At 32.7% G+C, this 20,117-nt stretch carries 18 protein-coding genes; 6 read left to right on the forward strand and 12 right to left on the reverse strand.

What is annotated here, in order from left to right; genetic code table 11:
- The first annotated feature begins 101 nt into the window (after positions 1 to 101).
- The 5 genes from Q0876_RS12145 (at position 102) to Q0876_RS12165 (ending at position 3,330) form a co-directional block, all read left to right on the forward strand.
- On the forward strand, positions 102 to 683 hold the full coding sequence (locus Q0876_RS12145; RefSeq protein WP_299228238.1) for a TetR/AcrR family transcriptional regulator: 582 nt from the start codon (positions 102 to 104) through the stop codon (positions 681 to 683).
- Positions 684 to 733: 50 nt separating this feature from the next.
- Complete coding sequence (locus tag Q0876_RS12150) at positions 734 to 1,483, forward strand: SDR family NAD(P)-dependent oxidoreductase (protein WP_299228240.1); 750 nt, start codon at positions 734 to 736, stop codon at positions 1,481 to 1,483.
- 130 nt (positions 1,484 to 1,613) lie between these two features.
- Entirely contained in the window at positions 1,614 to 2,030 is a 417-nt protein-coding gene (locus tag Q0876_RS12155; protein WP_299228242.1) for a glyoxalase, read from the forward strand.
- Positions 2,031 to 2,043: 13 nt separating this feature from the next.
- A complete protein-coding gene (locus Q0876_RS12160; RefSeq protein ID WP_299228244.1) occupies positions 2,044 to 2,790 on the forward strand; it encodes a helix-turn-helix domain-containing protein in 747 nt (248 codons plus the stop codon).
- 36 nt (positions 2,791 to 2,826) lie between these two features.
- Complete coding sequence (locus Q0876_RS12165; protein WP_299228246.1) at positions 2,827 to 3,330, forward strand: RDD family protein; 504 nt, start codon at positions 2,827 to 2,829, stop codon at positions 3,328 to 3,330.
- Positions 3,331 to 3,340: 10 nt separating this feature from the next.
- Here Q0876_RS12165 and Q0876_RS12170 read toward each other — a convergent pair whose 3' ends face one another.
- The 12 genes from Q0876_RS12170 to Q0876_RS12225 all read right to left on the reverse strand — a co-directional run bounded on the left by Q0876_RS12170 (position 3,341) and on the right by Q0876_RS12225 (position 18,469).
- The gene (locus Q0876_RS12170) at positions 3,341 to 3,895 is read right to left on the reverse strand and encodes a DUF4251 domain-containing protein (RefSeq protein ID WP_299228248.1); all 555 of its coding nucleotides are present in this window, start codon (positions 3,893 to 3,895) and stop codon (positions 3,341 to 3,343) included.
- 89 nt (positions 3,896 to 3,984) lie between these two features.
- Positions 3,985 to 4,362 (reverse strand): hypothetical protein, encoded by a 378-nt coding sequence (locus Q0876_RS12175; protein WP_299228250.1) that lies wholly within the window; start codon positions 4,360 to 4,362, stop codon positions 3,985 to 3,987.
- A 154-nt stretch (positions 4,363 to 4,516) separates the two neighbouring features.
- A complete protein-coding gene (locus Q0876_RS12180; protein ID WP_299228252.1) occupies positions 4,517 to 7,795 on the reverse strand; it encodes a glycosyl hydrolase in 3,279 nt (1,092 codons plus the stop codon).
- Between the two features lie 134 nt (positions 7,796 to 7,929).
- Entirely contained in the window at positions 7,930 to 10,905 is a 2,976-nt protein-coding gene (locus Q0876_RS12185) for a pitrilysin family protein (RefSeq protein ID WP_299228254.1), read from the reverse strand.
- A gap of 96 nt (positions 10,906 to 11,001) precedes the next feature.
- On the reverse strand, positions 11,002 to 11,874 hold the full coding sequence (sucD, locus tag Q0876_RS12190) for a succinate--CoA ligase subunit alpha (RefSeq protein ID WP_299228256.1): 873 nt from the start codon (positions 11,872 to 11,874) through the stop codon (positions 11,002 to 11,004).
- A gap of 104 nt (positions 11,875 to 11,978) precedes the next feature.
- Entirely contained in the window at positions 11,979 to 12,383 is a 405-nt protein-coding gene (locus tag Q0876_RS12195) for a nuclear transport factor 2 family protein (protein ID WP_299228258.1), read from the reverse strand.
- Position 12,384: 1 nt separating this feature from the next.
- Positions 12,385 to 13,320: a UDP-3-O-(3-hydroxymyristoyl)glucosamine N-acyltransferase gene (locus Q0876_RS12200; protein WP_299228260.1), complete on the reverse strand. Its 936-nt coding sequence runs from the start codon at positions 13,318 to 13,320 to the stop codon at positions 12,385 to 12,387.
- A gap of 16 nt (positions 13,321 to 13,336) precedes the next feature.
- A complete protein-coding gene (gene efp, locus Q0876_RS12205; protein ID WP_299228262.1) occupies positions 13,337 to 13,903 on the reverse strand; it encodes an elongation factor P in 567 nt (188 codons plus the stop codon).
- Positions 13,904 to 13,958: 55 nt separating this feature from the next.
- Positions 13,959 to 14,744, reverse strand: coding sequence for an acyl-ACP--UDP-N-acetylglucosamine O-acyltransferase (lpxA, locus tag Q0876_RS12210; RefSeq protein ID WP_299228263.1), 786 nt, complete (start codon positions 14,742 to 14,744; stop codon positions 13,959 to 13,961).
- A gap of 1 nt (position 14,745) precedes the next feature.
- Positions 14,746 to 16,152, reverse strand: a complete 1,407-nt coding sequence (locus Q0876_RS12215) for a bifunctional UDP-3-O-[3-hydroxymyristoyl] N-acetylglucosamine deacetylase/3-hydroxyacyl-ACP dehydratase (RefSeq protein WP_299228265.1) — start codon at positions 16,150 to 16,152, stop codon at positions 14,746 to 14,748.
- Positions 16,139 to 17,167 (reverse strand): UDP-3-O-(3-hydroxymyristoyl)glucosamine N-acyltransferase, encoded by a 1,029-nt coding sequence (gene lpxD / locus Q0876_RS12220; RefSeq protein WP_299228267.1) that lies wholly within the window; start codon positions 17,165 to 17,167, stop codon positions 16,139 to 16,141. The genes Q0876_RS12215 and lpxD overlap by 14 nt, the downstream gene beginning before the upstream one ends.
- An 81-nt stretch (positions 17,168 to 17,248) precedes the next feature.
- Complete coding sequence (locus Q0876_RS12225) at positions 17,249 to 18,469, reverse strand: HD domain-containing protein (protein WP_299228269.1); 1,221 nt, start codon at positions 18,467 to 18,469, stop codon at positions 17,249 to 17,251.
- A 35-nt stretch (positions 18,470 to 18,504) separates the two neighbouring features.
- Between Q0876_RS12225 and Q0876_RS12230 the strand changes: the two genes are divergently transcribed.
- Complete coding sequence (locus Q0876_RS12230; protein ID WP_299228271.1) at positions 18,505 to 20,058, forward strand: bifunctional response regulator/alkaline phosphatase family protein; 1,554 nt, start codon at positions 18,505 to 18,507, stop codon at positions 20,056 to 20,058.
- Positions 20,059 to 20,117 lie beyond the last annotated feature (59 nt).

Consider the following 20,117-nt stretch of genomic DNA (forward strand, 5'->3'; position numbering starts at 1 on the left):
CTTTTATTTCATGACATTGATTTCAATTTTTAATTATAACAAATTTTTAACAAGCAGTTAAAGAATAGTTTTTTAATTTTGAAACGTTCATTTCATATAAAATGCCAAAAGTAGAAACGTTTAATAGAGATTTAGTGATTCAGCAAGCGACTGAAGTTTTTCATAGTAAAGGTTATAATGCCACATCAATGCAAGACTTAGTAGATGCCACTGGATTAAATAGATCTAGTATTTACAACTCATTTGTGAGCAAATTGAATTTGTTTATGGCGTGTTTACATACATACCAAGACAAGTATCAAAAAAAGACTTCAACTACTTTAGTAAAGGCTACCAATCCGTTACAAGCCATAGAATTAATTTTTGATTTATATTTGAATGAAATCATTGATAACAAAGATAGTAGAGGTTGTATGATTACTAATTGTAAATCTGAAATGGCTAAGCATGATGAGTCTATAACCAACTTCTTATACAGTAATCAAAATCAAACCGTTGGTTTGTTAGAAGGGTTAGTTCAAAATGCTCAAGACGAACAATTAATTAATACCTCTAAAACCGCACATGAATACGCACTTTATTTATTTTCTTCTTTGCAAGGGTTTAGGATGACTGGCATATTGATTTCTGATAGAAAAGAACTTGAAAGTATTACTAAAACAATTTTACAAACATTAATCTAAATTTTTTTAAACCAATTTGAAACGATTGTTTCAAATAAAACACAAATATTATGAGTAAGTTAAAAAACAAAGTCGCCGTAATTACAGGCGCAAATAGTGGAATAGGATTAGCAACAGCTAAGCTATATTTGAAAGAAGGAGCAAAAGTTGTCATTTCTGGAAGACGACAAGAAGCTCTTGATGAAGTTGCGGAAGATTTAACTGGTGATTTCATCACTGTCCTAGCTGATGTTTCAAAGGCTGAAGATAACGTGCATTTAATAAATAAGACTACAAATGCATATGGAAACATAGATATTCTATTCTTGAATGCAGGAATTGCACCTCCTACTCCAACTACAGAGATCTCTGAAGCACATTACGATGAGATATTCAATATTAACGTTAAAGGTCCAATATTGGCAATAAAAGAAGCATTACCACACATTAATGATAATGGCACTATTTTATTTACTAGTTCAATCGTTAGCAAGAAAGGTTTTGATGGTTTAGGTGTTTATTCAGCTAGTAAAGGTGCTATCCGTTCATTTGCAAGAGTATTAACCTCAGAAGTAAAATCTAGGGGTATTAGAGTTAACGCAATTGCACCAGGACCGATTGACACACCAATATATGGTAAGATGGGCTTGCCGCAAGAAGTTGTTGAAGATATGGGTAAAGGTTTTGCAGCACAAGTACCTCTTGGTCGTTTTGGCACGTCTGAAGAAGTTGCCAAAACCGCACTATTCCTAGCTTCTGATGATGCATCTTATATTAATGGAATTGAATTAGAGGTAGATGGTGGTCTGAGTCAGATATAATTTAATTCATTATTTTTTATTAGAGCCGAATTTAATTTCGGCTCTTGTTGTTAATAACAACGTTAACAACATCTACTACATGCCTTACATGCGACTTGCATTATTTCTATTTTTAATAAAACATAAAGCCATGACAAATAGATCTACAGACCTTAAAGCTATTAGACCCATCATTGCTTCTGCTATAGTTAATGATTCTATGACTAGTGAAGAGCAATTTCAAAATAAAACCCTAAGACCTATTATAAAATTGCAAAATGATTTGTTAGTTGCAGTTTTTAAAAACTACATTAATAAACATAAAAATGTGTTTTATGATCTATCATTGAGTAAGCAATTAGATTATATTGAAAATGCAATTCACAAGGATATGAAGTTTAGAAATTCATTAAAAGGAATGATTATTGGTCAATTTACCATTGAAGAATATGGTGTTTATATTCAAAACTCCTCTGCCTTGAACAAGCGTATGATGAATATTGTTAGAGAACGCTATATAAGCAACATACAATTGCTTCAACATCAAGTTGTCGCAAAAGCTGTTTAAATAGTGTTCTCTTTTGAATTATAGGCAAGAAATAAACTATTCTGAGGCTATTAACTGTTATTGGGAATCTCATGATATGGCTTCAAAGTCTGAATATGTTTACCCTTCTTTACCTGAACCATACATTAATTTATTTTTTCCTTTAGAGCTAAACTTTGAGGCAAAGGTTAAAGGGATATCATGGACATATGATTATTTTAAAATGCATGCCAAACTATTTGGAGTTTCACTTAATTTACGAGGATTTCTACAATTGCATTTAACAAAAAGTATTGCTATTTCTAATAAGACTCTGACTCTAAAAGAAATTGGTAATTATGAAGAAGAACTATTAATTGCCGCTATTCAAAACGCAACATCATTTGATGCACGTATTGCTGTTTTTAAAGCATATTACGAGAAGAAACTTGAACATCCTTTGTCGAAACATCAAACGAACTTAAGTAACGCTTTTATTTATTTTTTATCAGCTTATGAAAACTCTAGAGTTATAGAAAATTACGCAAATCATATTGCTTTTACACCGCGAACTATTAATAGATGGTTTGTAAATGAAATTGGTATAAATCCAAAGAAATTATCTCGTGTAATACGATTTCATTATGCTTTACAAGCACTTCATTCGCATAATGATAAAGGATTTTACTTAGATTATGGATATTATGATCAAGCTCATTTTATAAAAGAATTTAATGAATTTACTGGTAATTCGCCAGAACGCTACTTGAAAATAGTGTCCGATTTATACAATATCAAATGAGTACAATATCTTACTTTTGAAGTCTAATCTATCATTATGATTTTAAAACGTATTTTGGCTTATCTTTTAGATTATATAATCATTATTGCATATGCAGGTATATTATTTTTGTTGACACTAGTTATTCATCACATTTCAGATAAACCTATAATAACGCAAGACCCAATCACAGGAAACGTAATTAGTTTTTTTACATTAACCTTACCTGTGTTTTTATATTTCTATTTTTATGAAAGTAGTTCTAAAAATGGAACTTTAGGAAAACAGAAACTCAAAATTAGAGTGATAAATAATACAAAACGAAACGTTTTTATTAGAGTTTTACTGAAGATTTTACCTTGGGAAATAGCTCATTTTGCAGTGCACTGGTCTGTTTATTACTCAAATAAGAATATTGATACACCGTTATGGGTTTGGGTTCTTTTAATATTACCTCAAATAATCGTACTCATTTACTTTATGAGTGTATTGTTAAGTAGAGGCACATCAAGTATATATGATAGAATTGCAAACACAGGTATTCAAGAATCGAGTCTCTAACGGTCTACTTTTACTCTTCGATTAAACCAACATATCCTGAATAACTAATAGGAAAACGACCAGCTCCATACAACGTCATATCGGTTTTTCTATTAGGATATAATTTAATGTTTACACGAAATGATTCGGTATTGCTTCTAGTCTTAAATTTAATAGTGTAGCTTTCGTCTTTTGGATTTTTTTCTACTTCATAATCTTTCATTAATCCTTTAAATTGAATTGCATTGTCATCACTACTGTAATTGATTTGCATTTGACGCTCACCGAAATACGGCAAGTAGGCTTTAATACTGTCGCCAACTATTCTCAAGTAGTTATCGATACCAAGAATGTTCATTTGATTAACATTACTTCCAGGAGGAATAAGTCCTGAGCCTTGAAGTGAACCCATAGCTGAAGTTACTTGCGGATACGCTCTATCAGATTCTATATGAAAAGATTTGTTTTGAATCATTGAGTCTAAAAAAGCTATTTGCTCACTTGTTACTACTGATTTACTAGAATTACATGCAATGAATAGCATACTAAATATTAGAAAAAAAGAATATGTAAGTCTAGACTTCATTCGATTTATATTAAAATTCTTCTATTTAAAGTTACAAATTTTCAATTGTTTTATAGATGATTAAACAATACTTAACAAAAATTTATACTCTATTTAGTTTTTGTATCAATGATTTTCAGAGGTTGAATTTCTGGCTTAACCTTTTTGTAGACTTGCATTTGAATTCTTGTTAAAATATCATTCATGTCAGCTGTTTCCTGTATTTGCAAATTAAAAAGTGCATTGAGTTCATCTCTGCCATCATATTTTTCCTCAATATTTTGACGCTTGATCAAATAGTCTTCAACTTTTAATTTGAAAAGCACTTTTTGTTTTGCTGTCATTGCTAATTTAGCATCGTATGTATCAGCAATTTTATCTGTCTTAGCTTCAATTTCTGAACTACCATCTCTAACTGGTGGATAGGGTTGTGCGTGACTTAAAGTTAGTCCAAGTGTAAATAATAGAGTTAAAAATATAGTTTTCATAATATGTTTTAATGTTTTGATTTATAATAATTTATAAAAAAATAAAACACACACAAGTGTTTTAAAAAAATCTTAACAAATACATTTATTTATACTTGCAAAACAAAACCAGCCATAATAATTACAGCTGGTTATATTGCATGATTACATGTTATTAATTTTTGTTCTCATAGCCACGACCTGGAGTATATGGTGCTCCAGAAGCGATCAATTGCTCTTCAAGCTTTTTAATATCTTCATTATATACTACTTCTATTTTACGTTTAATAGCATCAATTTGCCTTTTAGCGATGGCATAACTATCTCTATGTGTCTTAGTTGGAGCTGACGTTGAATATTTTTGTTCATAGCTTATCTTCCCAATTCTATTCGCTGGTGTTTGCGGTTGACTAATATCTAATGAGTATTTAATAGGGTCTCCATAGAGCTGAGTATTAATAGCCTTTAATTGGTCTTCAATTTTTAATACAGAAGCTGATAACGTTTCATAAGGTTGTTCAGAGCGTTCAATAGCTGCTTTAATATACTTTAGCTTATTATTAGCTTCACTAATAATGCTACGTGAAGCTGAGTAATCTGCTTCTAGTTGAGCTACTTGTTTTTGAAAAGCTACTTTTGCTGCTTTATCGGTAGCTGGCATTACAGTATTATTGAGTGCTTTTACAGTGAATGGTTTTGGATCAACTAATGAAGTCATCATGCCATCTTTATACATATCCATTTGAACAGTATATGTCCCTGGCTCTACAAGTGTACCTTCATCAATAGGTTCCCAAGGGTTATAAAATGACGAGGTACTCAAATCGATTGGGTTTGGTAATGTATATCTTAAATCCCAATGGAAGCGCTGTATACCTTCTGAAGGCTTTTTGAACTCTTTTTTTACAACGACTCCATCACTATTTTTTATGGTAAACACTAGTTTTGGCTCTGCTTCATTACGTTCTGCTTTAAGCGCATCATAATCTGGATATGGCGTGTCCTTTTTATTTTTTATGAGCTCTTTTTCTTTTTCCTCACGCTTATCCTTCAATGATTTAAAAGTATCATTGTAATAAAATGTAATCATGGCCTCAGGACCTAAGTTATCTGCAGTGTAAAAATTATCACCTTGAAACGCTTTTCCAGGTAAACCAAGTGGCATGCTTTTTTCCCATACTAAAGCCTCTCGAATATTGTAAAGTTTTGCTGTTTCACTAGGTTTAATATTTTCAACACTTCGTAGTGCCGAATAATCATCTAAGACATAAAAACCTCTACCAAAAGTCCCTAAAACCAAATCATTCTCACGCTCTTGAATAGCAATATCTCTAACAGCAATTGTTGGTAGTCCTGCTGAAAGTTCTTTCCAACGTTGTCCTTGGTTTGGTGAAAAATAAGCACCATATTCTGTTCCACAAAAAATCAAGTCTTTATCCATATGGTCTTCTTCTATAGCATATATACTACCATCAGGTAAATTGCTGCTAATATTAGACCAAGTAGTTCCTTTATCTGATGATTTAAAGATATAAGGCTTAAAATCTCCGTATTTATGATGATTAAAAGCGACATATATAACATTTGCATCATGTTTTGATAGATAAACAGCATTAACATAAGATTGTTTTGGTGCTCCAGAAATGCTTGAGATCTTTCTCCAAGAAGCGCCTCCGTTTTCTGTAATATGAACTAGCCCATCATCTGTACCAACAGCAATCAAGTTTTCATCTATTGGTGATTCAGACAAAGCTACAATACTTCCATATAATGATGTTGATCCATTCTTGGCTACAGCATCAATACTCACAATTCTATCATAAACTTTAAGTTTATTTCGGTCTATTTGTTGGGATAAATCATCACTTATTACGTTCCAACTATTACCATAATCATTTGAACGAAACACCTTATTTGCTGCAAAGTACAAGCGCCCAGAAGTATGATTACTAACTGCTAATGGTGAATCCCAATTGAAGCGATACGCATCTTCACCATCACGTTCAGAAGGCTGTATTCCTACAATCTCTCCACTTTTCTTATCGTATCTTACTAAAAAACCATATTGCGATTGTGCATAAACAATATTAGGGTTTTCAGGATCAACCTGAGATTCAAAGCCATCTCCTCCATTGGTAATAAACCAATCAAAATTAGTTATACCATGATTAGTTAATACTCTAGATGGGCCACCAATGCTAAAATTATCTTGTGTACCACCATACACATTATAAAATGGGTAATCATTATCTACAGCTACTTTATAAAACTGAGTTACAGGTATGTTTTCTTTAAAATCCCAAGTTTTTGCGGCATCAAATGTTTCATACATACCTCCATCACATCCTACAAGCCAGTGCTTGTTATTATTTGGATCTATCCACATGCAATGATTATCAACATGTTTGAAGACTTCACCTACGCCATTGAATGTTTTACCGCCATCATGGCTTACAGACATCCAAGTGTCCATTGAGTAAATCGTATTTGGATCTATTGGATCTGCAATAATTTCTTGGTAATAGTTACCACTTGTTCTATGACTACTTCGTTTTTCCCAACTTGCCCCTCGATTTGTAGATGCAAAAAACCCACCTTCACCATTGGCAGCTTCTACGATAGCGTAGATTATTTCTGGATCTGCAGGTGAAATTGCCAAGCCAATTCTTCCTAATTCAACTTTTGGCAGACCAGATTGACTAGTGACCCATGTTTTACCTCCATCTGTGCTCTTATGAAGCCCAGAACCAGGACCTCCACCAACATAGGTATAAACATGACGTCTTCGTTGCAATGTAGATGCATATAATACGTCTGGATTTCTTGGATCCATAACTACATCATTAACGCCTGTATGTTCATCAACAATTAAAATACTCTCCCAAGTTTCTCCACCATTAGTAGTTTTATACAATCCTCTATCGCCACCTTTTCGCCATAAAGGCCCAATTGCTGCAACATATACAACATTAGAATCATCTGGATGCACAATGATCTTTCCAATGTGTTCTGACGTTTTTAAGCCCATATGTTTCCATGTAGCGCCTCCATCTATAGATTTATAAACACCATCCCCATAAGATACCGAACGTTGGTTATTGTTTTCACCTGTTCCAACCCAAATAACATTTGTATTATTTGGATCTATGGTTACACAACCAATTGAATACGAACCTTCATTATCAAAAATTGGTGTAAACTCTACACCAGCGTTTACAGTTTTCCATACACCTCCAGCAGATGCAGCCACATAATACTCAAAAGGATTATTGGGATTTACTGCAACATCTGAAATACGACCAGAGGTTAATGATGGCCCAATACTCCTCCATTTAAGTCCACTAATCTTAATTTCATCTAATGGTTGTTTGTCTTCTTTTTTTGATTTTTGTGCATAGTTGAATTGCATACAGAATAATATGCTTAATGCACAAAGAATGGTTGATTTTTTCATTTTTAAAAATTGATTAAAATAAGTCTCTAAAGATAAGAAAGTAATTCGGTTTTATATATTGACTAGCAGAATTACCGAATAAAAAAAGCAGCTACTTTACGTAACTGCTTCTTATGTTATTAATGTGTGGTCATTTACATTTTTAAAGCTTCAGGTTTTTCATAATTGAATAGATAATCAACATCCATCTCTTGAACTTTTCCTAATTTTCCTAATGCTTCAAAATCGATATCTTTCTTATTTCCAATGACCATAACATTATAGCTTTCGCCTTTAATGTTGGTGTTAAAGAAATCACGTAAATCTTCCATAGTCATATTTTTAATGGTATTATACATGGCTTCCCTGTGATCATTATCAATTCCTCTCTTTTTAAGACCTTCATAGGTCCAGAAGATATTAGATTTTGTAATACGCTGTGCGGCTAGTTTTTTTAACGCTGCTTCTTTAGCTGCAGTAAATTGTTCTTCTGCCTCTGGCATATTAGTCATTAGTTCCATCATAGCGTCAACAGCTTGCGGCATTTTGTTTGCTTGAGTTCCCATATATGCCATTACATAGTTAGAATCTTCTTTTTTAGCTGCAGTACTATAACTAGAAAATGCAGAATATGCTAAGGATTTCGATTCTCTAATTTCTTGGAATACGATAGATGATAAACCACTTCCAAAATAAGAATTAAATAGTGTTGAAGCTGCCATATTCTCAGCTTTAAAAGGCTCTCCTTTAGCTAAGAACAGCATCTCAGATTGTACCATATCATAATCAACAAAATATACATTTCCTCCAGTTTCTTTTTCGGCATAAGCCATTGCTTCTGGGTAGGTGTTTAATTCTCCAGGAATAGTATGATATTGGTTTAACGCTGCTACAGCTGAATCAATATCTTTTCCGTAATAAAAAACACGTTGATCATAATCTTTCATTCCCTTGACAATATCTACCAACTCTTGAGGATCCATTTCTTCAAGTTCACTAATTTGGAAGATGTTTCTTAATCGAGAATTTTCGCCATATTTACCATAATTCATTAAACCATTCCATAGGATACTTCCTTTTTGAGTTTTATTATCTTGACGTCCTTTTGCTATAGATTGCACATATTTATCATAAGCATCTTGATCTGGTATAGCATTATTCCATAAGTGCTCTAATAATTCTAGGCCCTTTGGCAGGTTTTCTTTTAATCCGCTAAGTCCTACGTATGTAGTTTCTGCACCAGCACTTACATAATAGTTTACTCCTAACTTGTAGAATTCTTTTTTCAACTCCTCAGCTGTATATTTATCTGTTCCAAGATATTCCATATATCGAGCAGCTAATCCAAGTTTTTTATCGTTATCACTTCCCATATCAAAAATGATATTCATATTAAATAGATCATTCAGATCATTATTGATATAAGATACTTCAATATCATTATCTGTAGTGATTGTTTTGATAGCCTCTTTATAATCTACATATTGAGGTTGCAATGGTTTTGCTTCAATTTTATTAAAATTTGTTAAGTACTCAGAACTTTTATCTCTGTTTAAGTTTACTGGTGTAATTCCTGGGTTTTCAACTTTAACAATTGATTTGTCTTCACCTTTGCGCTTGTAAGTGACCACATAATTATCTTTATAAAAGTTGTTTGCAAAGTCAACGAGTTCTTGTTTAGTTATCTTTTTTAAATCCTCTAAAAATTTCACTTTATCAGACCAATCTTCATGATGTATAAACGCATTGAAGTAAGCACTAGCAAGTGCGGTACTGTTTTCGTATCGTTGTGTTTGATTTAGTTTTAAATCATTTATTACTGCATCTAACATCCAATCTTCAAACTCTCCTTTTTTCAGTTTATCAATTTGAGCTAAAATTAGATCTTTTACTTCATCTAAAGTTTGCCCTTCTTTTGGCGTCCCTGTGAATGAGTGGTATCCATAATCATTTAAGAATGTTGGAGAGCAACCTGCATTTTGCACTGCTTGTTTTTGATTTAAGTTCAAGTCAATAAGACCAGCATTACCATTTGCTAATATCATATCAGCCATAGTAATCATTTTAGATTGTTCGCTTCCGATACCTTCAGTTCTAAAAGCAATAGAGATATTTTCTGCAGTTGGGCCGAAAACTTCTTTTACCACAGGAGTGGTAATCGCTTCTTCTTTTGGCAGCGTTGGATGAACAACCTCTTTACGCTCAAGCTTTCCAAAAGTTTCATTTACTTTAGCAATAGTAGCATCAAAATCGATATCACCAACCAATACCATTGCCATATTATTTGGCACATAATATTTATTGAAGTAATTATGTATATCTACCATTGAAGGATTCTTTAAATGCTCTCCTGTACCAATAGTTGTTTGTTGACCATAAGGATGATTTGGAAATAATCCATCTAGCATTGCTGCATATCGCTTTCTAAAATCGTTATCTTGACCACGATTAAATTCTTCAAAAACCGCTTCTAATTCAGTGTGGAACAAACGAAGTACAAGTTGACTAAAACGTTCGCTTTCTAAACTTAGCCATTTGTCTAATTCGTTTGCTGGAATTTTGTTTTTGTAGACTGTTTCTTCAAACCACGTATGTGCATTAGTTCCTGTTGCACCAAGCGATCCAACCATTTTATCATATTCATTAGCAACACAATAATTTGATGCTTCTAATGAGACTTCATCTATTTTACGATAAATCTCACGTTTTTTATCAGGATCAGTTTCTGCTCTATGCTGCTCATATAAATCGGATATTTGTTTTAAATATTCCTTCTCTTTTTCCCAGTCTAATGAACTGATTTCATCAGTTCCTTTAAAGACCATATGCTCTAAGTAATGTGCCAATCCTGTAGACTCCTTAGGATCATAGTTTGATCCTGCTCTAACTGCTATATAGGTTTGGATTTTTGGTTCGTCGATATTTTTACTTAAATATACTTTAAGTCCATTATCTAATGTATAAAGGCGTAAACCTGTTGGATCATTAGCTACAGTTTCATATGAAAAACCGTTAGGGTCGTTTTTAGATTCAACTGCATAAGCTAAATCTGAATTGTTAGTGTTTTCGGTTTTACAACTATAAGTAATACTTACGAGTAAAGCCAAAACAAATAAATTAATGTGTTTCATGTTTGATTGATTAATATTAAAATAAAAAATTCCGTTAGCTAAAGTAAAGCTAACGGAATGATAACGTGGAGTTTTTATATTTATTTTAACAGAAATTTAGCGAATTACTTCAGCTACTTTTTTTCCAATTTCTGCAGGTGAATCTACAACATGAATACCACAAGACCTCATTATCTTTTTCTTAGCTTGAGCAGTATCATCACTTCCGCCAACAATAGCACCTGCATGGCCCATTGTACGTCCAGCTGGTGCAGTTTCTCCAGCGATAAAACCAACAACTGGTTTTTTGCTTCCACTTTCTTTATACCAATGCGCTGCATCAGCTTCTAATTGACCTCCTATCTCGCCAATCATAACAACTGCTTCTGTCTCTGGGTCATTAATTAAAAGTTCAACTGCTTCTTTGGTAGTCGTACCAATAATTGGGTCGCCTCCTATTCCAATAGCAGTAGTAATACCTAAGCCTTGTTTTACAACTTGATCTGCTGCTTCATAGGTTAATGTCCCAGATTTTGAAACGATACCAACTTTACCCTTTTTAAACACAAAACCAGGCATAATGCCTACCTTGGCTTCTTCAGGAGTAATTACTCCAGGGCAATTCGGACCTATTAAGCGGCAATCTCTATCTTTTATGTAGTTTGAAGCTGTGATCATATCAGCAACGGGAATACCTTCTGTAATTGTTATTATTACTTTTATACCTGCGTCTGCAGCTTCCATTATTGCATCAGCGGCAAATGCTGGTGGTACAAAAATTATTGTTGTATCTGCTCCAACAGTATCTACTGCTTCCTTTACGGTGTTAAAGACAGGTTTATCAAGATGTGTTTGCCCTCCTTTTCCTGGTGTAACACCTCCTACGACATTAGTACCATATTCAATCATTTGACTGGCATGAAATGTTCCTTCACTACCTGTAAACCCTTGAACTATAATTTTTGAATCTTTATTAACTAAGACGCTCATAGTATGTATCTAAATTTAAATTTTTAATATTTTATGATATTCTAATTCAATCCTATAGGATTTGAGTGCAAAAATAAGTTTTTGAACAGTAATTCTGTATCTTTTTAGACTTTTATTTCTGCATACGAGTTTAGGCTTTCAGAACTTACGTCTGCTAATTGACTAATCTCAAATCCCTTATACATTTTTCCATCTCTAACCTCCCAAATAGAAATAAAATGTGCTAATGCATCTTCTTTTTCTGGTTGCTCAATTGGCGTAACATAGATTGTATATCTTGCCGTAACTGTATTGTCATCTTCTAGAAGATGACTTACTCTATAATTAAATGATAGAAATGACTTTTTTAAGCCATCTAACATATGTTTTATGCCTTCGTAGTTTAGCTCTGTAAATCCATTACTACTATTCCACTGTAAATAACAGTCTTCATGAATAAAATCTATAGCATTATTAGTTTTTGCTAAATCTAGATCATAAAATGCTTTGACGATTTCTTTTGCAGACATTCTAAATGTTTTTTAATTTTTCAATAATTTCTGGAATCTTTTTTATTGCAGCGATTTCTTTATATTTACTTCTGAAATCATCAGCTGGAACACCAAAATAACTTTTATGACCTTCTAAAGATTTACTTACACCTGCTTTAGCAGAAATAACAGCTTTTTTACCAATAGTTATTCCGCTAGTAATACCAACTTGTCCCCAAATAGTAACTTCATCTTCTATTACAACACATCCTGCTATCCCAACTTGAGATGCTATAAGACACTTTTTACCAATAATAGTATCGTGGCCTACTTGAATTTGATTATCTAGTTTAGAGCCTTCTCCTATTGTGGTATCTGCAGTAACACCTTTATCGATAGTACATAACGCGCCTATATCTACATTATCTTTAATCACTACACGACCTCCAGATTTTAGTTGATCAAAACCTTCGGGTCTATTTTTATAATAAAATGCACTTGCGCCTAGTACTGCTCCTGCGTGAATGTTAACATTATTACCAATAACTGTATTATCATATATACTAACATTAGAATGTATAACACAATTATCACCAATTATTACATTGTTCCCTATAAAACAATTAGGTTGAATAATAGTGTTTTTACCAATTTTAGCAGAAGGAGCTATTGAAACATTAGAGGGCTTGAACGGTTTGAAATGGAAAGTTAATTTATTAAAATCTCTGAAAGGGTCATCACTAATTAATAATGCTTTTCCTTTAGGGCAATCTACTTCTTTATTGATTAGAACAATAGTGGCTGCAGACTCTAGTGCTTTATCATAGTACTTAGGATGATCAACAAATACTATATCTCCAGGTTCAACAACATGTATTTCATTCATTCCTAATACAGGGAAATCATCTTTACCTACATAATCAACATCAATAAGTGCTGCAATTTGTTTTAAGGTATGCGGTTTAGGAAACTTCATAGTTTAGAAAAGAATACTATTCTTTAATTCTTTCTTTATAGGTGCCTTTATCAGTTTCAATTTTGATCTTATCACCTTCATTAATAAATAATGGTACATTTACCTGTGCACCAGTTTCAACTGTTGCTGGTTTTGTAGCATTTGTAGCAGTATTACCTTTCACACCTGGCTCTGTATGTGTAACCTCTAGAATTACACTTGCTGGCATTTCTATAGATAGAGGAAGATTGTCTTCAGTATTAATTAATACTGTTACCACCTCACCTTCTTTCATTAGATCTGGTCTATCTAAAGCTGCTTCTAATAAACGAATTTGGGTATAATCTTCTTGATTCATAAAATGATAAAACTCTCCATCATGGTATAAAAATTGAAATTTGTGAGTTTCTACGCGAACATCATCTATCTTATGTCCTGCCGAAAATGTATTATCGATCACTTTACCTGTTGTTACACTTTTTAGTTTTGTTCTCACGAAAGCAGGCCCTTTTCCTGGTTTAACATGTAAGAATTCTATTATTTTATAGATGTCATGATTATACTTGATACATAATCCATTTCTAATATCTGAAGTACTTGCCATATATGCTAATTTTCTTTTTTTTAAATAGTTAGATTGTATTATTTAGTTTGTTAGTTTAATTAGATTTAAAATAACCTTTCATTATTCCACGATGTGAATTTTTGATAAATTGCAAAATCTCATCACGTTCAGGTGTAGCTTCCATTTCTGCTTCAATCAAATCTGATGCTTGTGTATTGTTATAGTTCTTTTGATATAAGATTCTATATATATCTTGAATTTCTCGAATCTTTTCAGTAGAAAAACCTCTGCGACGCAAACCTACAGAATTGATGCCAACGTACGATAACGGTTCTCGAGCTGCTTTAACAAAAGGAGGTACATCTTTTCTCACTAATGATCCACCAGTTACAAATGCATGGTTTCCTATAGAGCAAAATTGATGTACAGCTGTCATTCCAGCTAAAACCACATAATCGCCTACTGTAATATGGCCAGCTAATGTACTATTGTTAGAAAAAATACAATTATTACCAACAATACAATCGTGAGCTACATGGCAATAGGCCATAATTAAACAATTGTCACCGATGACGGTTTTCATTTTATCTGTAGTTCCTCTATTTATGGTTACGCATTCTCTAATAGTAGTGTTGTTGCCAATTACAGTGAGTGTATCTTCATCGTTATATTTCAAGTCTTGAGGCACAGCTGAGATCACAGATCCTGGAAAAATATTACAATTTTTTCCTATACGAGCGCCTTCCATAATTGTAACGTTACTACCAATCCATGTTCCTTCTCCTATGGTGACATTATTATATATGGTAGTAAATGGTTCTATAACTACATTCTTCGCTATTTTTGCTCCAGGATGTACGTATGCTAAAGGTTGGTTCATATTACTTTACTTTTGATATTTGTGCCATTAACTCTGCTTCAGCACATAGTTTTCCATTAGCATAGGCATAGCCTTGCATATGGCATATCCCTCTACGAATAGGTGTAATTAAGTCACACTTGAATATTAAAGTGTCGCCTGGCACTACTTTTTGCTTAAACTTCACTTTGTCTATTTTCATAAAAAACGTGAGGTAATTTTCTGGGTCAGGTACAGTACTCAGTACCAATATGCCTCCAGTTTGTGCCATTGCTTCTACTATTAAAACACCAGGCATTACTGGAGCTCCTGGAAAGTGACCTTTAAAGAACTCTTCATTCATAGTTACATTCTTCATTCCAATCACGTGTGAATCTGAAAGTTCAAAAACCTTATCTAAAAGCAAAAATGGTTGTCTGTGAGGTAACATATCCATGATTTGATTCACGTCCATTAAAGGTGTTTGATTCAAATCTATTTGTGGAACATTATTACGACGTTCATTTTTTATGATTTTGGATATTTTCTTAGCAAATTGAGTATTAATAAAGTGACCAGGTTTATTTGCTATTACCTTGCCCTTGATACGAGTTCCTACCAAGGCTAAATCACCAACTACATCAAGTAATTTGTGTCTCGCAGCTTCGTTTGGATGATGAAGTGTTAGATTGTCTAGTATACCATTAGGTTTAACAGCTATTGAATCTTTATTAAAAGCCACTCTTAGTTTATCCATGGTGTCTTGAGATAATTCTTTATCTACATATACAATTGCATTGTTGAGATCTCCGCCTTTTATTAGTCCGTTTTCAAGGAGCATTTCTATTTCATGCAAAAAACTAAATGTTCTGGAGTCGGCTATATCATTTTTAAAATCTGAAACATGATTAAGAGTAGCGTTTTGTGTACCAAGAACCTTTGTCCCAAAATCGACCATAGCAGTAACCTGATATTCTTTTGCTGGCATTACAATGATTTCACTACCAGACTCTTCATCTGCATAAGAAATAACATCAGATACTACATATTCTTCACGATAATCATCTTGCTCAATAATTCCAGCTTTTTCTAATGCTTCAACGAAGAATTTTGATGAACCATCCATGATTGGAGGTTCAGAAGCATCAAGTTGAATGATGACATTATCAATATCTAAACCAACTAATGCAGCTAAAACATGCTCTGATGTTTGAATTGTGACTCCGTTTTTCTCTAAACAGGTACCTCTTTGAGTATTTGTAACATAATTAGCATCAGCTTCGATTAGCGGATTTCCTTCGAGATCAATCCTTTTAAAAGCAAATCCATTATTTGTTGGTGCAGGGCAAAATGTTAATGTCACATCTTTACCTGTATGCAATCCAACACCTTTTAAGGATACTTCTTTTTCTATTGTTTTTTGCTTGACGTCAGTCTTAATTATTGCCATTTACTTTTTTTTCTAAATCATTAATGGTTTTAACAATCTTTGGTAAGTTTTTAAAATATACATATGACTTGTTCCAGTCTCCATAAGCGAATGATGGAGAACCTTGAAGTACTTCATTATCTTTAACATGTCTTCCAATACCAGATTGCGCTTGAACTCTAACATTATTACCAATGGTGATATGACCAGCTATTCCTACTTGCCCACCGATTTGGCAGTTTTCACCAATTTTAGTTGAGCCAGCTATTCCAGTTTGAGCAGCAATAACCGTATTTTTACCTATTTCAACATTATGAGCAATCTGTATTTGGTTATCCAGCTTTACGCCACTTCTTATGACAGTAGAGCCTAAAGTTGCTCTGTCAATAGTAGTGGCTGCTCCAATATCTACAAAATCTTCAATAATAACATTGCCAGTTTGCGGTACTTTACTATACTCTCCATTTTCATTAGGCACAAAACCAAAACCATCTGCTCCTATTATGACACCAGAATTTATGACACAATGGCTTCCAATTACACATTCAGAGTAAATTTTTGCTCCAGAGAAAACAAGGGTATTATCACCTATGGTTACATTATCACCTATATATGAATTTGGAAAAATCTTTACATTATTTCCAATTTTGACATTGTCACCTATATAACTAAATGCACCAACATAAATATCTTCACCAATTTTTGAAGATTCAGATATAAATGAAGGTTGCTCTATGCCATGTTTATTAAGTTTTACTTGATTGTAATATTCTAATAATTTGGAAAAAGATTTATAAGCATCCTCAACTTTAATAAGTGTGGTACTTATTTCATTTTCTGGCTCAAAGGTCTTATTTACTATAGTAATTGATGCCTTTGTAGAATAGATATACGATTTATACTTAGGATTAGCCAAAAAGGTTAAAGAACCTTCTGTTCCTTCTTCAATCTTTGAAAGCTTAGAGACTTCAACATCAGGATTGCCTACGATATCGCCTTCTAAGATTCCAGCTATTTGTTGTGCTGTAAAATTCATTCTCGCAAAAATATGAAAAATGTATTAGAAATTATCTATTTTGATGTATAGTGTTAGTTGCTAAACAAATATCTAAAAACACTATTTTGGATAACAAATGTAGTATTTACTAACTGGTTTAGATAGTGTTTTAATATTGAATTGATCATTTGCTTTACTTATATCTACCACTTTACCGGTCTTTTGGAGTATTTTTATACCTTGATTCTTTGCTTGGTATGCCTGATTTGATATCATATCTGTAAATACAAAATATGAGGCGTCGTCTATGGAAATATTATGCTTATCCATTAAGAGTTCGAGATGCTCTTGAATATAATTTTTTTTAATAGGTTTATTTTTGACTTTAATTTTTAACAGATTTCTATTAATAATCATTTCACAAAGTTGACTCAATACAAAATCATCATGATATTGCCATGTTTTCATAGCCATGACAATATCTGTATCATCTAATTTTGAAAAGGCTTCAAGTGTAACATGAGTAAAGTTTTTTAAAGTGATCTCATGGTTTAAAAAGTATTTCAAAGTTTCACTTGCATTAAGCTCTACGCCCTTATTACTCAATACTTTTGCACGCTTTAAAACACGTGTTAACAATTGCTCTGCAACTAAACCTGTTTTATGTAAATAGACTTGCCAATACATAAAGCGTCTAGCAACTAAAAATTTTTCAACACTATATATTCCTTTTTCTTCAACTACCAATTTGTTGTCAACCACATTCAGCATAGTGATTAAGCGGTCACTATTGATATTGCCTTCAGCAACTCCAGTATAAAAGCTATCTCGTTTTAAATAATCGGCGCGATCCATATCTAATTGACTTGATATGAGTTCACATAAAAATGGACGAGTATATTCTCCTTTGAAAATTTTAATAGCAAGCGTTAAACTTCCGTTAAATTCTGAATTGAGTTTTTCCATAAATAAAAGAGAAATAGACTCATGAGACACACCATTTACGATACTATGTTCCATAGCATGAGAAAATGGACCGTGACCAATATCATGTAATAAAATTGCAGAATACAGAGCGTTTTCTTCTTCATCACTTATTGTAACACCTTTAAAACGAAGCACATTGACTGCTTTCTGCATTAAGTGCATGCAACCTATAGCATGATGAAATCGAGTATGATTAGCTCCTGGATAAACTAAATAAGACAGTCCCATTTGTGTAATGCGCCTTAAGCGCTGAAAATACCTATGCTCGATCAAATCAAAAATTTGCGAATTTGGAATCGTAATAAATCCGTAAATTGGGTCGTTAAAGATTTTAAGTTTGTTACTTGTTTTCAAACGAAAGCTTTTACATTAATTTTAAACAAATATACATGAACACTATAAATATTCTTTGGGTTGATGATGAAATTGACCTATTAAAACCTCATATTCTCTTTTTAGAACAAAAACAGTATAAAGTTACTACATGTCAAAGTGGTACAGAAGCAATAGAAATAATCGATGATACAAACTTTGATATTGTTTTTTTAGATGAAAATATGCCTGGTCTTACAGGTCTTGAAACCTTAAATGAAATCAAAGAAAGACGAGCTAACTTACCAGTAGTAATGATTACTAAAAGTGAGGAAGAATATATTATGGAGGAAGCTATAGGTAATAAAATTGCAGACTACCTAATAAAACCGGTTAATCCCAATCAAATTTTATTAAGTCTCAAAAAGAATTTAGACCATTCTAGACTTATTTCAGAAAAAACCACTTCAAACTACCAGCAAGAGTTTAGAAAAATAGCGATGGATTTATCTATGGTCAATTCGTATGAAGAATGGATTGAACTCTATCAAAAGCTAATTTACTGGGAGATACAACTCGAAGATATTGAGGATGTTGGAATGACTGAGATATTAGAGTCTCAAAAAAATGAAGCTAATCAACAATTTGGTAAATTTATAGATAAGCATTATCGTAATTGGTTTAATCATGGTAATGATTCACCAACATTGTCGCATACATTGTTTAAAGAAAAGGTGGTTCCAGAACTTAGTGATACTCAACCAACATTACTGATAGTAATTGATAACTTGCGCTATGACCAATGGAAAGCCTTTGAGCCAATAGTAAATAATTATTACAAAAAAACTGCAGAAATTCCATTTTACAGTATTCTTCCTACTGCAACGCAGTATGCAAGAAATGCAATCTTTTCTGGATTGATGCCAAGCGATATGGAGAAGTTGCATCCTAATTTGTGGAAAAATGATATTGATGAAGGCGGGAAAAACCTACATGAAGCAGAGTTCTTGCAAGCACAGTTAAAGCGTTTAGGACTTCAGAATTTAAAAACAGAATATCATAAAATTACTAACTTAAAATCTGGTAAACGTTTAGTTGAAAATTTTAAAACTTTAAGAGATAATGATCTGTCAGTAATTGTATATAATTTTGTCGATATGCTATCACATTCTAAAACAGAAATGGACGTTGTTAAAGAATTGGCATCAAATGATAAAGCCTATCGTTCATTAACGGTTAGCTGGTTTAAGAATTCGCCATTACTAGAAATGATACAACAAGCTCAGCAATTAGGTTTTAAATTAATATTAACTACAGATCATGGTACTATTAATGTTAAGAATCCTTCAAAAGTTATTGGTGATCGTGATACAAGTTTGAATTTGCGTTACAAGACTGGTAGGAGTCTCACCTATGAGGATAGAGATGTCTTAGTTGCTAAAGATCCAAAACAGATTTATTTGCCAGCCCTTACTATGAGTAGTTCCTTTATTTTTGCTAAGAGTGATTATTTTTTAGCCTATCCGAATAATTATAATCATTATGTGAGTTACTATCGTAATACATACCAACATGGTGGTGTTTCGCTTGAGGAAATGATTATACCTTTTGTAGTGATGACCCCTAAGTAATCATCTGTGTAATGCACAAAAATCCGTTGAAATGCATTTTTTTCTAGTTTTTGTCAATA

The sequence above is a fragment of the uncultured Psychroserpens sp. genome (assembly GCF_947503375.1).
Lineage (GTDB): Bacteria > Bacteroidota > Bacteroidia > Flavobacteriales > Flavobacteriaceae > Psychroserpens.

What these genes read in the sequence shown, in the direction of transcription:
- Q0876_RS12145 (WP_299228238.1), top strand. Translation starts at nt 102, where the DNA reads ATGCCAAAAGTAGAAACGTTTAATAGAGATTTAGTGATTCAGCAAGCG.
- Q0876_RS12150 (WP_299228240.1), top strand. Translation starts at nt 734, where the DNA reads ATGAGTAAGTTAAAAAACAAAGTCGCCGTAATTACAGGCGCAAATAGT.
- Q0876_RS12155 (WP_299228242.1), top strand. Translation starts at nt 1,614, where the DNA reads ATGACAAATAGATCTACAGACCTTAAAGCTATTAGACCCATCATTGCT.
- Q0876_RS12165 (WP_299228246.1), top strand. Translation starts at nt 2,827, where the DNA reads ATGATTTTAAAACGTATTTTGGCTTATCTTTTAGATTATATAATCATT.
- Q0876_RS12170 (WP_299228248.1), bottom strand. Translation starts at nt 3,895, where the DNA reads ATGAAGTCTAGACTTACATATTCTTTTTTTCTAATATTTAGTATGCTA.
- Q0876_RS12175 (WP_299228250.1), bottom strand. Translation starts at nt 4,362, where the DNA reads ATGAAAACTATATTTTTAACTCTATTATTTACACTTGGACTAACTTTA.
- Q0876_RS12180 (WP_299228252.1), bottom strand. Translation starts at nt 7,795, where the DNA reads ATGAAAAAATCAACCATTCTTTGTGCATTAAGCATATTATTCTGTATG.
- Q0876_RS12185 (WP_299228254.1), bottom strand. Translation starts at nt 10,905, where the DNA reads ATGAAACACATTAATTTATTTGTTTTGGCTTTACTCGTAAGTATTACT.
- sucD (WP_299228256.1), bottom strand. Translation starts at nt 11,874, where the DNA reads ATGAGCGTCTTAGTTAATAAAGATTCAAAAATTATAGTTCAAGGGTTT.
- Q0876_RS12195 (WP_299228258.1), bottom strand. Translation starts at nt 12,383, where the DNA reads ATGTCTGCAAAAGAAATCGTCAAAGCATTTTATGATCTAGATTTAGCA.
- Q0876_RS12200 (WP_299228260.1), bottom strand. Translation starts at nt 13,320, where the DNA reads ATGAAGTTTCCTAAACCGCATACCTTAAAACAAATTGCAGCACTTATT.
- efp (WP_299228262.1), bottom strand. Translation starts at nt 13,903, where the DNA reads ATGGCAAGTACTTCAGATATTAGAAATGGATTATGTATCAAGTATAAT.
- lpxA (WP_299228263.1), bottom strand. Translation starts at nt 14,744, where the DNA reads ATGAACCAACCTTTAGCATACGTACATCCTGGAGCAAAAATAGCGAAG.
- Q0876_RS12215 (WP_299228265.1), bottom strand. Translation starts at nt 16,152, where the DNA reads ATGGCAATAATTAAGACTGACGTCAAGCAAAAAACAATAGAAAAAGAA.
- lpxD (WP_299228267.1), bottom strand. Translation starts at nt 17,167, where the DNA reads ATGAATTTTACAGCACAACAAATAGCTGGAATCTTAGAAGGCGATATC.
- Q0876_RS12230 (WP_299228271.1), top strand. Translation starts at nt 18,505, where the DNA reads ATGAACACTATAAATATTCTTTGGGTTGATGATGAAATTGACCTATTA.